The organism is Pseudoalteromonas rubra (assembly GCF_005887115.1).
Classification (GTDB): Bacteria; Pseudomonadota; Gammaproteobacteria; order Enterobacterales; family Alteromonadaceae; genus Pseudoalteromonas; species Pseudoalteromonas rubra_F.
The window spans coordinates 52,566-68,617 of record NZ_PNCJ01000011.1; the positions used below are offsets into that span (position 1 = coordinate 52,566).

Below are 16,052 nucleotides of genomic sequence, written 5' to 3' on the forward strand. Positions count from 1 at the left end.
GTAGCCGGGAAACTGAAACGGATGAGAAATGAATATCGTGGTTCGTGTTTGTGCGGAAAGGTTACCTTCAATGTGTCCGGTTTCAGTACCAGAGTGGCGAATTGTCACTGTACTATGTGTCGTAAATTTCACGGCGCTGCTTTTGGTACCTTGGTGTCTGTGACAGATTTAAACTGGTTATCGGGAAAAGAATACTTAAAAGAGTACACGGCTCCCAATGGCACCACGCGTACTTTTTGCTATACCTGTGGCTCTAGTCTTGGTTTTCGAAGTAAGGGCGTGCCACCAGAAGGCATAGAAGTCGCCATATCCACATTCGACACAGATATTCCAGTAAAGGTGGATGCACAGATTTTTACCAGCAGCAAAGCGAATTGGTGCTCGCTACAGGCTGATATTCCAACCTTTAAAAACGCACGAACGTAATCCAACATGTAGTACTGGCAATGTATCTTCAGCTGGCCACATTCAGAAGCATTGATGTGATCTCGTCAAAGCGCGCCAGTTTAACAATCAGGTTGCCAGGTCGGAAGTCTGCATGGTTAAGTGTAAAAGTGCTGGGGGTATTAACGGGGATCTGGCGGTCATGCAACATAGTGCAGAGCTTGCCATAGATACTCGTCATTTTGTGGCGTTCAGTAGTGCGGTTGCTGAAATATCGCCAGATGGCTTTTAGCTGCATAGCGGGCTCAGAGAGAGGCTGGTGGGGTGACTTACTATACCGTTGCGTGTCGCCGTGATCTGATGGATACCCTTGAGCATGAGGGTTGTCTGTTCAATATTTAGTTGTGTCCCGCTCGTTTTGGTCGTCCCTTTAAGGCTGTTTTTTGGTCGACACCCAGCACCAAACCGATGTGATGCCGATGGGGTAGTTAAAAGTAGAGGACGTTTTTCTGAGTTTGTAGTGTAGGACTGCGGTATCACGCGTGGAGTTACGATCTAGTTATTTTTTGGCGAAATAAATTGGAGTAGACAATTTTCTCGTCCATCATATTGATTTTAAATATAAATCTCTAAATCTCTAAATCTCTAAATCTCTCAGATGCAGGTGTTTACTATCAAGCTTAATTAGGTATTAGAATGAGATACTTATATAAATTATTATTAATATGGATTTTTTTTATTTTCTGTAAAGCCTCTTACAGCGATTGCGGATGAAGTAGAAAAAAAGTGGAATAAGTGGTCGCATCGTTCAAGCCAGATTTGGGGTACAAGTAGGCAAACTGTTACTTATCTGTCTAGCGAAATTTTGAATGCTTGGATAGATAGCAATGAGTATTCAGTAAATAAAGAAAAGTTACTAGATCTAAAATATAAAATAGTAAATGGGGAGTATCTTTTCTATTTCGTTCATTTGAGTATTGGGAACTCGTGTGAAGCATATAGTTTTGATCCAATTAGTACTAATGCCACTTTGTATTTTTCAGATAAAAGCATCGGGAAGCCAGTCGGGTATCATGGGAATATAAATCAAATCGTTTTTGGTAGGAATGAAATATATGCAATTTTGAAGTTTAAAGGTAGTCCTAAAGGTAGAGAGCCGTTGTTTCATAATTTTGTACTATCAGGCGAACACCTCATATTTAAAGGGTGTAAGGGGTCAAAGGAGATTAAAAACCGAAAGGAAGTTGAATCTCATTTTAGCTTTCTTCCCGCAGGTGCTCCGGAGAAAAATAGGCCTCCATATAACTACCTGTCATCTGAGCAAATTTTTTCTTTTATTTCTCTTGCGCTAGACTTGCTTCCGTTTAAGCGGTAATTCACTATTGAGAATAATTAGTGTTGAAATTAGACCAAAGAAACCCATGAAGTATGGCGGACAAGTTTTTGAATGGATGTCCTTTGATTTTTGCTTTGAATTTTGAGGCGTAAGGCCTAGGGAAGTGTAAAGAAATGCGCATATTAATCCAAATTTGTACTTTGTTTTTGTCTTTCTTATGTTATGCAGATGAAACTTCTCAAGAGATGATCTTAGAGGTCTATAAGGATTCTGAGGGAAGGTCTATTGCCGAGTTTAAGTGTGTTGAGAATCAGGGTTGTTCAAGTAAGTTTGAAGTGAAGCCTGAATCATTCGAATACTTACTTTCGATATCGGGAAATACTGTGACAGTTACGGTCCAGGTAGATAAATTTTTTAAAAAAATTACAGGTGGAATGCTTTATAAAGTAAATGATAGAGTGGTAAGAGTTATTATGCCTGTTTGTGTGTCAAAAAAATGCGAACTGGGTTTATTGTGTAAGTAGGGCCCAGCAAACACCTACGGTCTAAGGGAAATTTATAGATGATTAGACTATTTCTTTTTTCTATCCTGGTCACACTCAGCTTTCATTCCTTTGCAACCGAGCAAATTGATGACATATTTACGATTGGCTTTAAAGGAAAAACTTATCCTATAACTGAAAGACCCCTAAGCCAAAAATTTGATAATGCAACCATTAGATTAATATTGGAGCCCGATTTCTGTACTGCAAGTTGGCGGGGTTACAAAGCGCGTTGGCAACTTCTCGATGGAAAACTCATGCTCAACTCTATGCAAAAAAATCCTTGCGAGAGAAAATTTAACCCAGTGAGTTCAGGAGACTTTTTCGGTACTCAAGAATACCCAATACATGCAGATTGGTTTACAGGCAAGATCACTCTTATGGTAGGAGAGAAAAGTTATCGTCATGAAAATGGCGTTCAAATAGGATATGACCAAGACGTATTCATATTTAACTTTCAAAATGGTGAGTTGATATCCAAGGGAATGGAAGCAGTCAAGTATAGGTATGAAAAGCGTTTTTTGGAATCTAAAGACGTACACTAAAAAGAAGCTGTAATAATAAAAAACGGTCAGTTTAGCACCGCTAAGTATAGGCTGAGCTCTTCTTCAAACCGCGTCAGCTTATCCACTGTCAATTTGTTGTGCGTCAGATACAAATAATCATTAAACAGGCGCAGTAAGCTCCAGCAGATTACGCGTTGTTCCAGTTGTATTTTTTCTGCCGGATTGTCGCTGTAAAGCGCGATAGCGTGGGTTTGTAATGCTGGGTCGGCGATGGGGCCGTGGCCGTGCCAGTTGAGCAGGGCCAGATCGAATGCGGGGTCGCCAAAGTGGGCGCGCTCCCAGTCAATGGGGATGAGCTGCTGAGCAGGCGTAACAATGAGATTGCCGGGGTGAAAGTCGCCGTGATTCAGCACAAAGGTGCTTAGCCTGTCAAAATTGGGCTGATGTGCCAGCAGTACCGAATAGAGGCTGTGGTAAAGCTCGGTGAGTTTGGTACGTTCAGTGGTGCGGTTGCGAAAGTATCGCCAGACAGCGGTGAGGTGTTTTGCCGGGTTCAGGGTAAGGCCGGTTGGTGCACTGACTTTGCCGTGACGCGCATGAGTTATCTGGTGGACTTGTTTAAGCAGGCAGATCACCTGTTCGATATCTAATGCTGCCCAGTCAGTCATGCTTGCTCCTTCAAGATAAGGGCGCAATAACATCTGATGGCCATTTTCACTTTGGTGGAGTTCAACCGGCTGCGCAAAGCGGGTAGGTGTCAGCAAGGTGTATACGAAGGCCTCCGTTTCCAGCCCTGAATGATTGCGGCCTAGTGAGCGTTTACATACCCAAAGGCTTCCGTCACTTCTGTTAAACAGAGTGTTGTTATGTGTCAGGCCGCCGCTCAGCGGCCTGTGCTGTGTACGCTTGTCGCGCAGCTCTGGCAATGCATTCACACTGTTGGTTTATTTTGCAAACTAGCGCTGTTGATTAACGTAGATCCGGGTGCGTCCACTGGTAGGGTTGCATAGGCGGATCCAACTCGGTTTTGGCCAGGGCATTGGTAAAATTGGAGATAAGCTTTGCGGCCAGACCGGTCAATACTTCCAATGCTTGCTGCCTGTTGTATCCGGCAGCCAGAAACGCATTCAATGCGTCATCGCCAATGTGGCCCTGTTTAGCCAGCAAGGCTTTTACAAAGTCCTGCAGCGCTTGAAGTTTGCTATCGGGCAGCGATGTGCCTTCGCGCAGTGCGGTGATCAGCGCCTCGGGCATACAGGCAGATTTCATCATCCAGGTATGGCCGGGTACACAGTAGTGGCAGTTATTTTCGTAGTTGGCGGTCATAAAAACCACCTGCTGTTCAACCGCCGACAGGCTGCTATCCTGCATAAAGGCGCTAAAGGTGTCGTTATACGCTTTATAGGTAACTGCCGACTCAGCCAGTACTTTGTGCAGATTAGGCAGCATGCCAAAGCTGGCCAATGACTGTTCCATCAGCGGCTTTGATTCTTCTGGTGCCGTATCGGGCTCATAATAGGTAAACATGGTTTTCTCCTGCGCAATTCGGCTTAGCGGTGCATGCCGCGAATAGGGTAGTGGTTATCCGGGTCTCGGATCCAGGTCAGTCCGTTGACCAGCGAGGTCAGATCAGGTCGAACAAATGGGTTGTTAGAGATATCCGCCACCTGGATATTGCCGGCTTCATTGATGACAAACAATCCGGGTTCCGCAAACGAATGATCGGTTTCCTGTGCGGAGCGCGGATCAGAAATAAACAAGCCCAGTGTTTTCATTTGCTCAAGGCTCAGGCCATAGCCGAGTGCAAAAGATACGTTCAGTTGTTCACTGTGGCTTTGTAATTGCGTCAGGCTATCTCCCGAGACAGCGACAATGTCTACTTTGATGTCGGCGAGCTTGTCTTTGAATTGCTCAAGTTCATTGAGATAGCGAGTACACAAAGGACAATGGCGGCCACGGTAAACCAGCACCAGCTGCCAGCGGTCGTCATCATTGGCCTGTGCCAGAGGGCGGGTACTGCCGTCGGCTAGAGTGACCTGAATAGCCGGAAACGGGCTACCGGGGTGAAGTTTTTGAGTGTACTGGTACGCTTGGCTCATAGGTGTTCCTTAAAAGTAGGTATTTAAATGGGTCTCAAAGCGAGCAAGGTCGCGCTCAATGTCTGCGTTTTTCATCACATCAAAACAGCTAAACGTAGGTATAGACTGCATGCCAAAGAACTTAAAGTTCATATGGGCCGGAAATAGCAAGTCATCTACACTTTTGCCTTCAAAAAACGCGTGCTCGTCATTAAACGATTCAGCCGGGGCATTAAAGGTCACAGACAGCATATAACGTGTGTTAGTGAGTGTGCCGCCACGGCCATAATTGGCTTTGGGATTGTCTGCCGAGCGGCCATCGCCATTACACAAAGCACCACCCATGCCTGCGGTGTATACCTCGTCCATGTACTTTTTAAACGACCAGGGCAGGCCCATCCAGTTGATGGGGGACTGAAGCAGTACCACATCTGCCCAGCGGTGCAGCTCAAGTTGTTGTTCAATATTCAGCGGCGCATCCATAGTCACAACCCGAGTCTCAAATCCTTTGGCATTGAGATGAGACACCATTTTATCCACCAGGGTTGCGTTGAGTTTTCCTTCAGAAAACGGGTAATACTGATGGGCGTTAATGATCAGGGCTTTGTTCATGTTAATTCTCCGATAGGCTTAATTACTAACCTGGTTTATAATAGTAACCTGTAATCATTATTCAATTAGTTTACTTTTAGTAACCACCCTTATTTTGGAGTGCAGATTGTGGAAAGTGTCGTTAAAACAGATAGTAAGGGAAGAAAAAAAGTTCTAAATGCATGCGAGGAACCTTGTGCTATTGAGAAGGGCATGCGCCTGATCGGAGGAAAATGGACGGGATCCATTATCTATCATCTCAAAGATGAGCCGGTGCGGTTTAACGATCTGGCCAGAATGCTTGGAGGAGCCAGCAAAAAAATGATCGATCAACGCCTGAAGGAGCTGGAAGCTCAGGGCATGGTGTTGCGTACCGTTGTGAATGAACGACCCGTCGCAGTGACCTATGAACTGACTGAGTTTGGTCGCTCGGCATTGCATATTCTGGAGCAACTGCGCGTCTGGTCTGAGTCTCACCAGGTGAGCTAGTGCTAAAGTACGGGAAAACACAACGGCATGTGCTTTAAAAACCGGCATGCCCAGATCCAGATCAAGTTTTGTTTATTCAATGTAAATAAATATGGAATAATTGTTTATTCCGAGTTAATCTTCTCTCGTTCACAGGAGATGAGCTAAATGTGCCTAAAATAGGGCATAGACGAGCGAAAGGAACCGGGAAAACGGTTACACACTTTTAAGCAGTTAACTTTTAATTATCATTTTAAGTTACCCTCAGCGTCAGTGGCTCTCCGCCTGTCCTGTTTATCAATCGTACTGGTTTTGCGGTTGATGATGTATCACTACACGAGAGAGACAAGCTATGAAATCACTTAAGCGTACCAGAGACATTACACCTCTGCCTTCGCGCAATTTCAAAATTACCGTCGATGATCAACCTGTTGAAGCCTGTGAAGGTGAGACCGTGTTGTCTGTGTTACTCGCGGCAAACTATGCCAGAGTGATGGAAAATGACCGCAATGTGGCCTCAGGTGCCTATTGTGGCATGGGTGTATGTCATTGTTGTCAGGTAAAAATCAATGCAAAGCACAAGCAGCGGGCCTGCCAGACATTAGTAGAGCCACGCATGTCGGTTGAAACCCTGACGAATCGTTTCAAGGAAGAGGGGATCAAACATGAATAGTCAGACACATGACCAGGTTGTGATCGTGGGAGGCGGCCCGGCTGGCACGGCAGCGGCAGCAGAGTTGGCACGACATGGATTAAAGTCAGTGATCATCGACGAAGCGCCTAAACTGGGTGGGGTAATCTATCGCGGACCATTGCGTCAGACAGACTCATTGCCACACCTCGATGACAACCTGAAGCGCGCCATGACCGCCTTGCAAACACGTTATCAGGCCCACAGTGATTCCATTGAAGTTAAAACGCAAACACGGGTACTGGGTCCGGAAGGCAGCAATCAGCTATTGCTGAGCGATAACTCAGGTTTGAGCCGTCAGCCTTATGGGCACCTGATCCTGGCAACGGGCTGCCACGAGCGCAGTGTACCGTTTCCCGGCTGGCAATTACCGGGTGTTATGCTGCTTGGCGGTGTCCAGCTACAACTAAAAAGTGGTCTGGTCAGGCCGGGGCAGCGCATGGCACTGGTGGGTACCGGGCCTTTATTACCTCTGGTTGCCTGTCAGCTGCACAAAGCGGGTGTTGATGTAGTGGGTGTCTATGAAGCCAGCCCGTTTGCCAAACTGGCAAAAGAAGCGGTGGCGCTGCTTAACAAGCCTAAGCTAACGCTCTCAGGCATGAGCATGATGAGTTACCTAAAAAAACACAAAATTCCTTTCAAATATGGCTGGGGTATCGTCAGCGCTCAGGGTGATGAGCAACTTAAGAGCATCCAGGTTGCGCCTTATGACAGTCAGTGGCGTCCTCAACGTGACCTGGCAGTTAAGGTAGAAGTGGATGCAATCGGGGTTGGCTATGGGTTTGTCGCTCGTACCCAGCTAGCCATGTTGCTGGGTCTTGAGCATCACTACAGTAAGGTTAGTGGCTATGTACCGGTGCTTGATGAATGGCATCAGAGCCAAAATCATGCCGCATTTGTGGTGGGCGACAGTAATGGTCTGCTGGGTGCCGATGCGGCCATTTGTGAGGGGCAGCTGGCAGCGCTACGTCTTGCCTGGCAATGCGGAAAAATTACCGAATCTCAAATGCTTAGTCGTACAACTAGAGTAACGAATAAGCTTGCCCGGATCAAAAAGTTCCGCTTTGGCTTTGATCGCTTTTCAGACAGGCAGCCCGGTTTATTGTCGCTGGCAGCACCTGAAACTGTGGTGTGTCGTTGTGAGCAGGTTCGCCGTGAGCAACTGGACGAAGCCATTGCGCAGGGTGTGAAAGACATCACCAGCCTGAAGATGCGCACCCGGATCGGCATGGGGGATTGTCAGGGGAAAACCTGCAGCTCATATGCGCTGGATTACCTGCACGAGGCAGGTTTGACGGAAAACATCGGTGTGATCAAACCCCGTTTTCCTCTTGATCCTATCCCCTTTACTTTAATGGAATGAATACAATGAAAAAATATGATGTTGTCATCGCCGGTGGCGGCGCAGTAGGTGCAGCGTGCGCATACTTTTTGAGTCGCGATACAGATTTAAAAATCGCGCTAATTGATTTAAAGAAACCCGGCAATGCTTCACGGGCTTCTGCCGGTGGTTTGTGGGCTATCGGAGAATCCGTCGGTTTGGGCTGTGGTGTGATCTTTTTTAAGACCTTGTCCAAGTTGCACAGCGAAGCTCAGGGTAAAGAAGTGCCCGTGATGCGCCCGCACCAGTTACCAGACTGCTTTTTTGAATTTGCCCTGACCTCTAACAATATGTATCCGGCATTACATCAGGAGATGCTTGAAAAACACGGTGTGGACTTTAAATTTGAGCGCACGGGTCTGAAATTCATTATGTATAACGAAGAAGACAGGTTATACGCTGAGCAGATCACTGAGGGGATCCCGCATCTGGCCGATCAGGTGCGCTGGCTGGATGCTGAAGAGCTCAAAAAGGAAGAACCCTATGTGACGGACGATGCCATTGGAGCCATTGACTTTATTTGTGATCACCAGGTGAACCCGTATCGTCTGGTTGATGCTTACCTGGAAGGGGCCCGTCAGAATGGGGTGTCTTTATATCTGAATACCGAAGTCACCTCCGTGATCCGCAACGGCAATGTCGTGGAAGGGGTGAAAACCCGTGATCAAGTGTTTTTCTGCGATACGCTGATCAATGCTTCCGGTGCATGGGCAAATGAGCTTTACCAACAAGCAACAGGACGCACTATGCCGGTTTATCCGGTGAAAGGACAAATTGTGCTCTCAGAGCGGATGCCGAAGATCATGAATGGCTGTATCAGCACCAGCGATTGTTACATTGCACAAAAGGACAACGGCGAGATCTTGATTGGCTCATCCACCGAAGAAAAGGGCTTTGATACCACTAACAGTCTGGACAAGATCCAGGAGCTGTCACAGGGGGCGATGAAGTGCCTGCCAATTCTCAAAGAGTCGAGCATAAAGCGTTGCTGGGCAGGTTTGCGACCGGGCACGCCGGACGAGTTGCCAATTCTGGGCCCGGTTGAAGGGATAGAAGGATATCTGAATGCCTGTGGTCATTTCCGTACTGGTATTCTGACGTCTGCGATTACAGGGCAGTTGATGACTGAGCTGATAACCGGCAAAACCCCTTCGCTGGACCTGACTCCGTTCAGCGTCACGCGTTTTGACGAGGCCGAGCAAAAAGCTGGTTAAACCGGATTACGGGAAGAAACTCGAGGGGCAGGGAGGCTCCCGATTTTAACCTTAACAGTGTCGATATTCTTAATAAAAAACAAAGTACTGAACGGTCGAAAAACTTCATAGCTTATGTCTTAACAGCTGGCCACATTCGTGGTACAGTCCACGCGCATAGTTGTTATAATATATCATAATGAAGGACTGATAATGAAACCCTTACACTCTGCGTGTCGTTTAAGTGTACTTTCTTTGTCTCTTGCTGCGGCGTTTGCTTCGCATGCTGACAGTGCCATTGAAAAAATTGAAGTAACGGGGGAGCGCCAGGCATATCGCGGTAACTTCACTCATCTGCAATCACCAGAAGCATTGTTCGAATTTGATTCTGAACTGATTGAACAAACTGGCGTAACAGGATTAACTCAGGTGTTGGATATGTCTGCGTCGGTTAGCCGGCAGAATAGCCTGGGTGGTTTGTGGGACAGTTTTGCTATCCGCGGTTTTTTTGGGGACGAAAACGTACCCAGCGGATATCTGGTGAATGGCTTTAACGCAGGTCGTGGATTCTCTGGTCCCCGGGATGTGTCGGGCATTGAACGGGTTGAGGTGTTAAAGGGACCAAAAGCTGCTTTGTTTGGCCGAGGAGAGCCGGGTGGCTCAATCAATCTGGTCACTAAAAAGCCAACCTTTCAGTCATCCAGCGAGTTTGAACTGACGGCTGGCAGCCGTGCGCACCGGCGTCTTGTGGGGGATATTAACACTGTGCTGTCGGACTCAGTTGCGGGCCGCTTTATTGGTTTTTATCAGGAAGAAGACAGTTTTCGCGACACCATAGAAACGCAAAAGCACGGCCTGATGGCGTCATTTGTGTTTGACCAGAGTGCCGATTCAACCTGGCACTATGACTTTGAATATGCCGAGCAGGAGATCCCGTTTGACCGTGGTATCATTGCACCGAATGGCAACTTTGATTTTATGCCCATTGAGCGTTTTCTGGGAGAGCCGGGGGACGGCCCAACAACCACTATGGTCCATGGTCATCAGGTCCAATGGTTATATGATGTGAACAGCGACTGGCAGTTAAGCTCAGCACTGGCTTTCAGACAAACAGAGCTGGACAGTCTGTCTAGTGATGCCGATATTGCACCTTCAAGGCAGAAACTTTACCTGGACTTTCAGACCCTGACGCGTCAGCACAGACAACGTGCTTATGACACCGATCAGTATGTGGCACGCTTTGAACTGGCGGGCGATATCACCACTGGCTCAATTAAGCATCATATTATTATGGGTTTGGATTATGACCGATTTGAATTTGACCGAGATTACCGGGTTGCTCGCGCACCTAAGCTGAGCACGAATCCAACCGATGCGCAGCTTTATGCCATTAATATTCATCAGCCAGTCTATGGTCAACATACGCCACCAACCCCTAATCCAGTTATTATTCGCCAGCAAAATCAGTGGGCTACAGGTCTGTATATTCAGGATCAAATCGCCCTGACTGATGCGCTGCAGGTCCGTATTGGTGGCCGTTTTGACTGGCTGAAGCAAACCACCGACGACAAAATCGCAATGAAGAGTGCCGATCAGTCTGAACAGCACTTTAGTCCGCAATTGGGTGTGGTCTATCAGCTTAGCGATAATTGGTCATTATACTCAACCTATGGCGAGGGTTATCGCCTGAACTTTGGTACCGATTATAAGGGTGACGGCTTTGATCCTAACCAGAGCGAATCAATTGAATTCGGCAGTAAATGGTCGTTGTTAGACAATCATCTGGATATTACGTTAGCGTATTTTGACAGTGAGCAGAGCAATATTATAGTTGCAGATATTCTTAACCCCGGATTCAGTGCCGCCATTGGTGAAGCAACGAGTGAGGGGATAGAGCTGGATGTTGTTGGTCAGCTGCCGGCAGATATCCAGGTTCAGTTCTCATACACGTATCTGGATGCGCAGGTAGATAAAGATTCTATTGATACTGGCCTTGGCGTAGCCATTAAAAAAGGGGACGACCTGCTGAATATTCCAGAAAATGCTGCCAGTATTCAGCTCAGCCAGCAATACACCCTGTATGGCAATGCGCTGTCAGCTGGGGTTGGTGCACAGTACGTCGATGAGCGACTGGGCCAGCGCGGCACCGATTTTTATCTGCCTTCATATGTAACCGTGAATGTGTTTGCCGAATATGCCATTAGCGATCGCTGGTCGGTGAAGGCGCAGGTGCACAATGCCTTTGATCGCAAACACTTTACCAATTCATACTCTCAGATGTGGGTGCAGCCAGGGGAGCCGCGCAAGGTCTTATTGTCGACTTCCTATCAGTTCTAACTTTTGCCCTTCGACTTGTTAGAAGTGTTTAATGTGCCCTTGCGCTCCCTGCCTGGGCACATTTTTTTATCTGAATTCTTGCAAGCGAATGCATGAAGCACTGACGAATAAAACCCGGCATCTCTGCCGGGTTTTTACATTTAAAGCTGACGGGTTTTCACTGCTGGTTTGTATGAGGTGAAGATCCGTTTAAGATCCTCCAGCATCACATACAGGCATGGAACCATTAGCAGCGTTACCGCGGTTGCAAACAGTACCGAGAAGCTCAGTGAAATGGCGGTTGGTATCACAAACTGGGCCTGCAGGCTCGATTCAAACATGATGGGCACCAGCCCTAAAAAAGTGGTTAGCGAGGTAAGTAAGATGGCTCTGAAGCGTCCAATACCAGCCTGCACTACCGCAGCTTTCATATCTTGCCCGACAGCTCTTTGTCGGTTAATGACATCAGTCATAACCAGCGAGTCGTTGATAACAACCCCCGCTGCGGCAACGATACCAAAGACGGACATCATGCTTATACTGTATCCCAGCAAGTAATGCCCCCACAGCGCTCCAACTGCAGAAAATGGGATCACCGACATCACAATCAGCGGCTGCAGATAGCTCTTCATTGGCAGTGCCAGTAAGCAATAAACCACCAATAAGCCTATGATACCAAACGCCATCACCTGGCTTTGCTCTTGTTTTTGTGCTTCCAGGGCCACGCCTGGTTGAGTAGTGAGCCCCTGGTAAGTGTGTGTCAGCTCGGGCAGGAGCTGGGATTCAATGTAATCTGCCACGTGGGCAACGGCCGTGTACTGCGCGTCAATATTGGCACTGATGGTTGCGACCTGGTGGCCCTGCTCCCGTTGGATACTAGAAAAGCCAGGTACTGCAACAGTTTGTGCAATATCACCAAAAAACACCTGTTCACCGTTTGGCAGAGTGATTAAAGTATGCGCCAGTGCGCTCAGTTGCTGGCGGTCTGACTGAGTGCCACGGACCTTGAACACCACTTCCTGTCCCTCACGCATAATGCGCTGTATTTCCAGACCATAGAAACGGGCACCGACCTGCCGGGTCACTTCCTTCGCACTGAGCTTAAGCTGGTAGGCCAGTGGTTTAAGTTGGATCTGGTACTCAGTTTGAGCGTTGTCCAGCGTAGAATAGACACTGTGTACGCCGCGAACAGTGTTGAGCTGATTAATAAAGTCCCGACTTGCCCGGGACAATGTTTCTGCGTCTTTGGCGAACAGGCGATATTCAAGATCGCTCTTTTCGGCGATGTCGATGACATCTGATTCAATGGTGAGCTTTTTAACGCCTGGAATGTCGGGCAGCTGTTCACGCCAGCGCCTTGCCAGCTCGAACGTGTCGAAGGGGCGCTGTGCTTCTGGTACTAACGGGACAACCACTTCCGCCTCAGTAAGGTGATCGATGCGGGTATACATCACGTCCATCATAGGTTTGCCAGTTTCCGCCTGGATTGTGTGTTCAACCCGATTGATCAGGCTCTCTATTTGTTCAACGGCGTTCAGCGTTTGTGCTTCAGAGACTGTGTGATGCATTTGAATATTAATTGACGGATAGTCATGCGGCACTTTGGGTACTGGTGTAAAGCGCAACAAACCACTGACAAGTAAACAGACGGTCAGTGCAAGCATACAAATAAAGCCAGTGATGACTGCATAACGATAGTGAATACAGCGATTTAGCAACGGCGCATAATAGCTGTGTAGCAGGTACTGAAGACGGGTATTGAAACGGTTACGCCAGTGATCTTTCGGCTTGGGTGGTAACCGGGTTGCGGCCAAGTGTGCCGGTAAAATCAGCTTTGATTCAATCAGGCTGAAGAATAAACATAAGATACATACCCCGGCGATGGCGATAAATTGTCCTGAGTTGGGCCCACTGCTGAACATAAAAGGCATAAACACGGCAATGGTGGTTAGCACGCCAAAGGTGGCTGGCATTGCGACTTTTTGTGCCCCCCGGATCACCTGAACGGGTGTGTGTCCATTGGACTCAACTTGCTCACAGACGCTTTCGCCAATCACGATGGCATCATCTACTACAATCCCAAGCACCATAATAAAGGCAAATAATGACACCAGATTCATGGTAATACCAAGGAGTGGCATTAACCAAAAAGCGCCGAGCATAGAAACAGGTAAACCGACCATCACCCAGACAGCCAGGCGGGTGCGCAGAAATACGGCCAGTACAATAAACACTAAAATGGCACCCTGGGCGAGGTTTTCCAGCATCATATTGAGACGCCCCTGCAAATAATGGGTTACATCAACAAACTCGTGGATATGAATGTGCTCGGGCAACGCCTTGCGTTTGTATTCAATATAGGCCTTTACCTGTGCAACTACCGCGGTTAATGATTGCTCTTTTGCTGCCAGCACCATGATATAAACCGCCTGTTTGCCGTTAAAGCGACCTGCATCCAGGGTCTCGCGAAAACCATCCCTGATGATGGCAATATCTCTGAGCAGCACAGTTTCACCCAGAGGTCCGGTAATGATTGGCGTATTGGCAAGAGCGCTGCCCTGATAGCCCCGTTGCTCAAGTCTGAGATAGATGTTACCGCGGGCGGTTTTAATCTGGCCTGCGGAGAGGTTATCGGCGTGGGTCTGGATTGCACTTACTACGTCAGACAGGCTCAGCTTGTACTTCTGCAAGCGAATGGGAGAAAGCTCGATGGCAACTTCGTAGTCGGGAATGGCTGACAGGTCAACATGAGAGATTCCATCGAGTTGCAGCAACTCATCTTTTAATTCGTTGCCAAGTTTGCTCAGCGCCAGCGGGTCATCAGGGCCAGATAACACAACACTGAGGGCACGCTGGCGCTGTGCACGCTCGGTAATGCGCAGTGGTTCCATGGTTGCTGGGAAAGTTGCAATGGCATCCAGCTTCATTTTAATTTCATCCAGCCGGTATGCCAGATCCTGATCGTGCTCCAGCTCAATATCGACTAATCCGCGTGATGGTGTTGCCTGGCTGGTCAGGCGTTTAATGCCTACCTGTGGTTTTAAAGCCTGTTCAATCTTAAGCAGGATGTTTTCTTCGACTTCTCTGGCTGACGCGCCAAGTTGGGTAGCAGTCACAACTATCCTGTTATTGTCAGACACCGGGAAGGTTTGTCGTTGGATCCCCTGATAGCTGAGCAATCCCATGCAGACGATAAATAGCATTAGCAGGTTGGCAGCCACCGGATGATGGACAAAATAACCGATTAATCCGTGTCGCTGGGTCATTGCTTTTCTCCTTTGACCGCCAGCTGAGTGTGAGTCAAATTGTTACGTACCTGCATGCCCGTTTGAGGGTAATCAGGTAAATGCGTGACAACCTGGTGATCTGACAGCGGTGGGGCGCTGAGCACAATGTAATTGTGCTCCTGGCGGAGTATGTTGGCAGAATACTGCACCAGTCTTTGCTGTGGACTTGTCAACCAGAATGTGTCGTTCTTAATCCACTCTTGTGGCACTCTCAGCACATTCTTAAGGGTGATCCCCGCAACCTGTGCCTGCAAAAACTGGCCAAAATAGACTGCGGGCATTGCGCTATGCAGTGCATACGGATCATCTACTCGGATCACATAGTAGGCCATTCTGGTTGTGTCACTGAGCTGACCGGTATGACGGACAAGTGTGCCTGTACGGTGTACATTCTCGGCTGTGATCTTTACGTTTGGTACCGGTAACACTGGCAGAAAAGGCCGCTCAAACTGGGCAACAGGCACATGGAGTTCTGCATAGCTCAGGTTAACCAGTCGGCCAAGCGATTGGCCCGCAGAGATAACCTGGCCCAGGCCAGTATCACGCTGTGTTACCAGTGCATCGTAAGGCGCGTAGTACTGAGTACGGGCCAGGTCTTTTTCTGCCTGTGCCAGTTGTGCTTCGGCCGCCTTAAGTTGTGCTCTGGCACTGGCGACCTGAGGTTTGCGCAGAGCCAGCTCTGTAACATGGGGGCTGTGTGCCCATTCTTTTTTGGCCACATCGGCAAGGGCGATTTGCTCAGACAAATGTGCCTGAGCCAGCGCCAGTTCAGCCTGCTTGTTCAGCAACTGAGTGTGATAATCAAAGGGATCCAGTCTGGCCAGTATATCGCCTTTGTTAATAATGCCCCCCTCGATAAATGCTTCATTGAGCCAGGCTATTTTACCTGACAGCTCAAAAGCGACATCAGTTTGCTCAGCGGGTTTTAAAATGCCAGACAACGATAGTGTTGTTTGATGATCTATTGGTACCAGCGGAGTGCTTGATACCAGTGGGAGCTGCACATCTTGTGGTTGAGTTTTCTTTGCCGGGCTTGCCAGAGTCAGCAAGGCTGCACATGCGGTACCGCCAATAATTAGTACCGCTAAGAGGGCCGCATAACGCCGTTTAAGTTGATGAAAAGAAGACTTATTTTTATTTGCATCCATAATAAATTCTCGGGGTGTCACTTGCCTGTAATGGTAAATTATTTGTTTCAATGGTTTTTTAAGTGGCTAAGTTAATTAAAATTTATTGAATAAATGGGTTTACACATAAATAACCTGTGGGTTATGTTATA

The 16,052-nt window shown here is 47.8% G+C and carries 15 protein-coding genes; 8 read left to right on the plus strand and 7 right to left on the minus strand.

The annotated features are described in order from the left end of the window. Window positions 1-21: 21 nt before the first annotated feature. The gene (locus tag CWB98_RS07500) at window positions 22-426 is read left to right on the plus strand and encodes a GFA family protein (protein WP_171045607.1); all 405 of its coding nucleotides are present in this window, start codon (window positions 22-24) and stop codon (window positions 424-426) included. Between the two features lie 28 nt (window positions 427-454). Here the strand turns inward: CWB98_RS07500 and CWB98_RS07505 are convergent, their stop codons facing one another. After that, window positions 455-682: a hypothetical protein gene (locus tag CWB98_RS07505; protein WP_138544296.1), complete on the minus strand. Its 228-nt coding sequence runs from the start codon at window positions 680-682 to the stop codon at window positions 455-457. Window positions 683-1,249: 567 nt separating this feature from the next. Between CWB98_RS07505 and CWB98_RS07510 the strand changes: the two genes are divergently transcribed. Together CWB98_RS07510 and CWB98_RS07515 are read left to right on the plus strand one after the other, a co-directional pair. Continuing rightward, a complete protein-coding gene (locus CWB98_RS07510) occupies window positions 1,250-1,759 on the plus strand; it encodes a hypothetical protein (RefSeq protein ID WP_138544297.1) in 510 nt (169 codons plus the stop codon). Between the two features lie 523 nt (window positions 1,760-2,282). After that, the gene (locus CWB98_RS07515) at window positions 2,283-2,807 is read left to right on the plus strand and encodes a hypothetical protein (protein ID WP_138544298.1); all 525 of its coding nucleotides are present in this window, start codon (window positions 2,283-2,285) and stop codon (window positions 2,805-2,807) included. Window positions 2,808-2,833: 26 nt separating this feature from the next. On the opposite strand, the gene CWB98_RS07520 is transcribed toward CWB98_RS07515, so the two are convergent. From CWB98_RS07520 to CWB98_RS07535, 4 genes are read right to left on the minus strand one after another with little or no spacing between them, the layout of a single operon-like run. Beyond that, window positions 2,834-3,703 (minus strand): phosphotransferase family protein, encoded by an 870-nt coding sequence (locus CWB98_RS07520; protein WP_138544299.1) that lies wholly within the window; start codon window positions 3,701-3,703, stop codon window positions 2,834-2,836. 34 nt (window positions 3,704-3,737) lie between these two features. Continuing rightward, window positions 3,738-4,295, minus strand: coding sequence for a carboxymuconolactone decarboxylase family protein (locus CWB98_RS07525; RefSeq protein ID WP_138544300.1), 558 nt, complete (start codon window positions 4,293-4,295; stop codon window positions 3,738-3,740). A 23-nt stretch (window positions 4,296-4,318) separates the two neighbouring features. Further along, complete coding sequence (locus CWB98_RS07530) at window positions 4,319-4,867, minus strand: redoxin domain-containing protein (protein ID WP_138544301.1); 549 nt, start codon at window positions 4,865-4,867, stop codon at window positions 4,319-4,321. 9 nt (window positions 4,868-4,876) lie between these two features. Continuing rightward, window positions 4,877-5,458 (minus strand): NAD(P)H-dependent oxidoreductase, encoded by a 582-nt coding sequence (locus CWB98_RS07535; protein WP_138544302.1) that lies wholly within the window; start codon window positions 5,456-5,458, stop codon window positions 4,877-4,879. Window positions 5,459-5,566: 108 nt separating this feature from the next. Between CWB98_RS07535 and CWB98_RS07540 the strand changes: the two genes are divergently transcribed. From CWB98_RS07540 to CWB98_RS07560, 5 genes are all read left to right on the plus strand, one after another. Continuing rightward, a complete protein-coding gene (locus tag CWB98_RS07540) occupies window positions 5,567-5,926 on the plus strand; it encodes a winged helix-turn-helix transcriptional regulator (RefSeq protein WP_138544303.1) in 360 nt (119 codons plus the stop codon). A gap of 331 nt (window positions 5,927-6,257) precedes the next feature. Beyond that, entirely contained in the window at window positions 6,258-6,578 is a 321-nt protein-coding gene (locus CWB98_RS07545) for a 2Fe-2S iron-sulfur cluster-binding protein (protein WP_138544304.1), read from the plus strand. Further along, entirely contained in the window at window positions 6,571-7,959 is a 1,389-nt protein-coding gene (locus tag CWB98_RS07550) for an NAD(P)/FAD-dependent oxidoreductase (RefSeq protein ID WP_138544305.1), read from the plus strand. The genes CWB98_RS07545 and CWB98_RS07550 overlap by 8 nt, the downstream gene beginning before the upstream one ends. 5 nt (window positions 7,960-7,964) lie before the next feature. After that, window positions 7,965-9,191 carry an NAD(P)/FAD-dependent oxidoreductase gene (locus CWB98_RS07555; RefSeq protein WP_283241198.1) on the plus strand — a complete coding sequence of 409 codons (1,227 nt, stop codon included), beginning with the start codon at window positions 7,965-7,967 and terminating at the stop codon, window positions 9,189-9,191. 192 nt (window positions 9,192-9,383) lie between these two features. Continuing rightward, window positions 9,384-11,507 (plus strand): TonB-dependent siderophore receptor, encoded by a 2,124-nt coding sequence (locus tag CWB98_RS07560; RefSeq protein ID WP_138544307.1) that lies wholly within the window; start codon window positions 9,384-9,386, stop codon window positions 11,505-11,507. Window positions 11,508-11,647: 140 nt separating this feature from the next. On the opposite strand, the gene CWB98_RS07565 is transcribed toward CWB98_RS07560, so the two are convergent. Further along, complete coding sequence (locus CWB98_RS07565; RefSeq protein WP_138544308.1) at window positions 11,648-14,752, minus strand: efflux RND transporter permease subunit; 3,105 nt, start codon at window positions 14,750-14,752, stop codon at window positions 11,648-11,650. Continuing rightward, window positions 14,749-15,921: an efflux RND transporter periplasmic adaptor subunit gene (locus CWB98_RS07570; RefSeq protein WP_138544309.1), complete on the minus strand. Its 1,173-nt coding sequence runs from the start codon at window positions 15,919-15,921 to the stop codon at window positions 14,749-14,751. Before CWB98_RS07570 ends, CWB98_RS07565 begins: the two co-directional genes overlap by 4 nt. Window positions 15,922-16,052 lie beyond the last annotated feature (131 nt).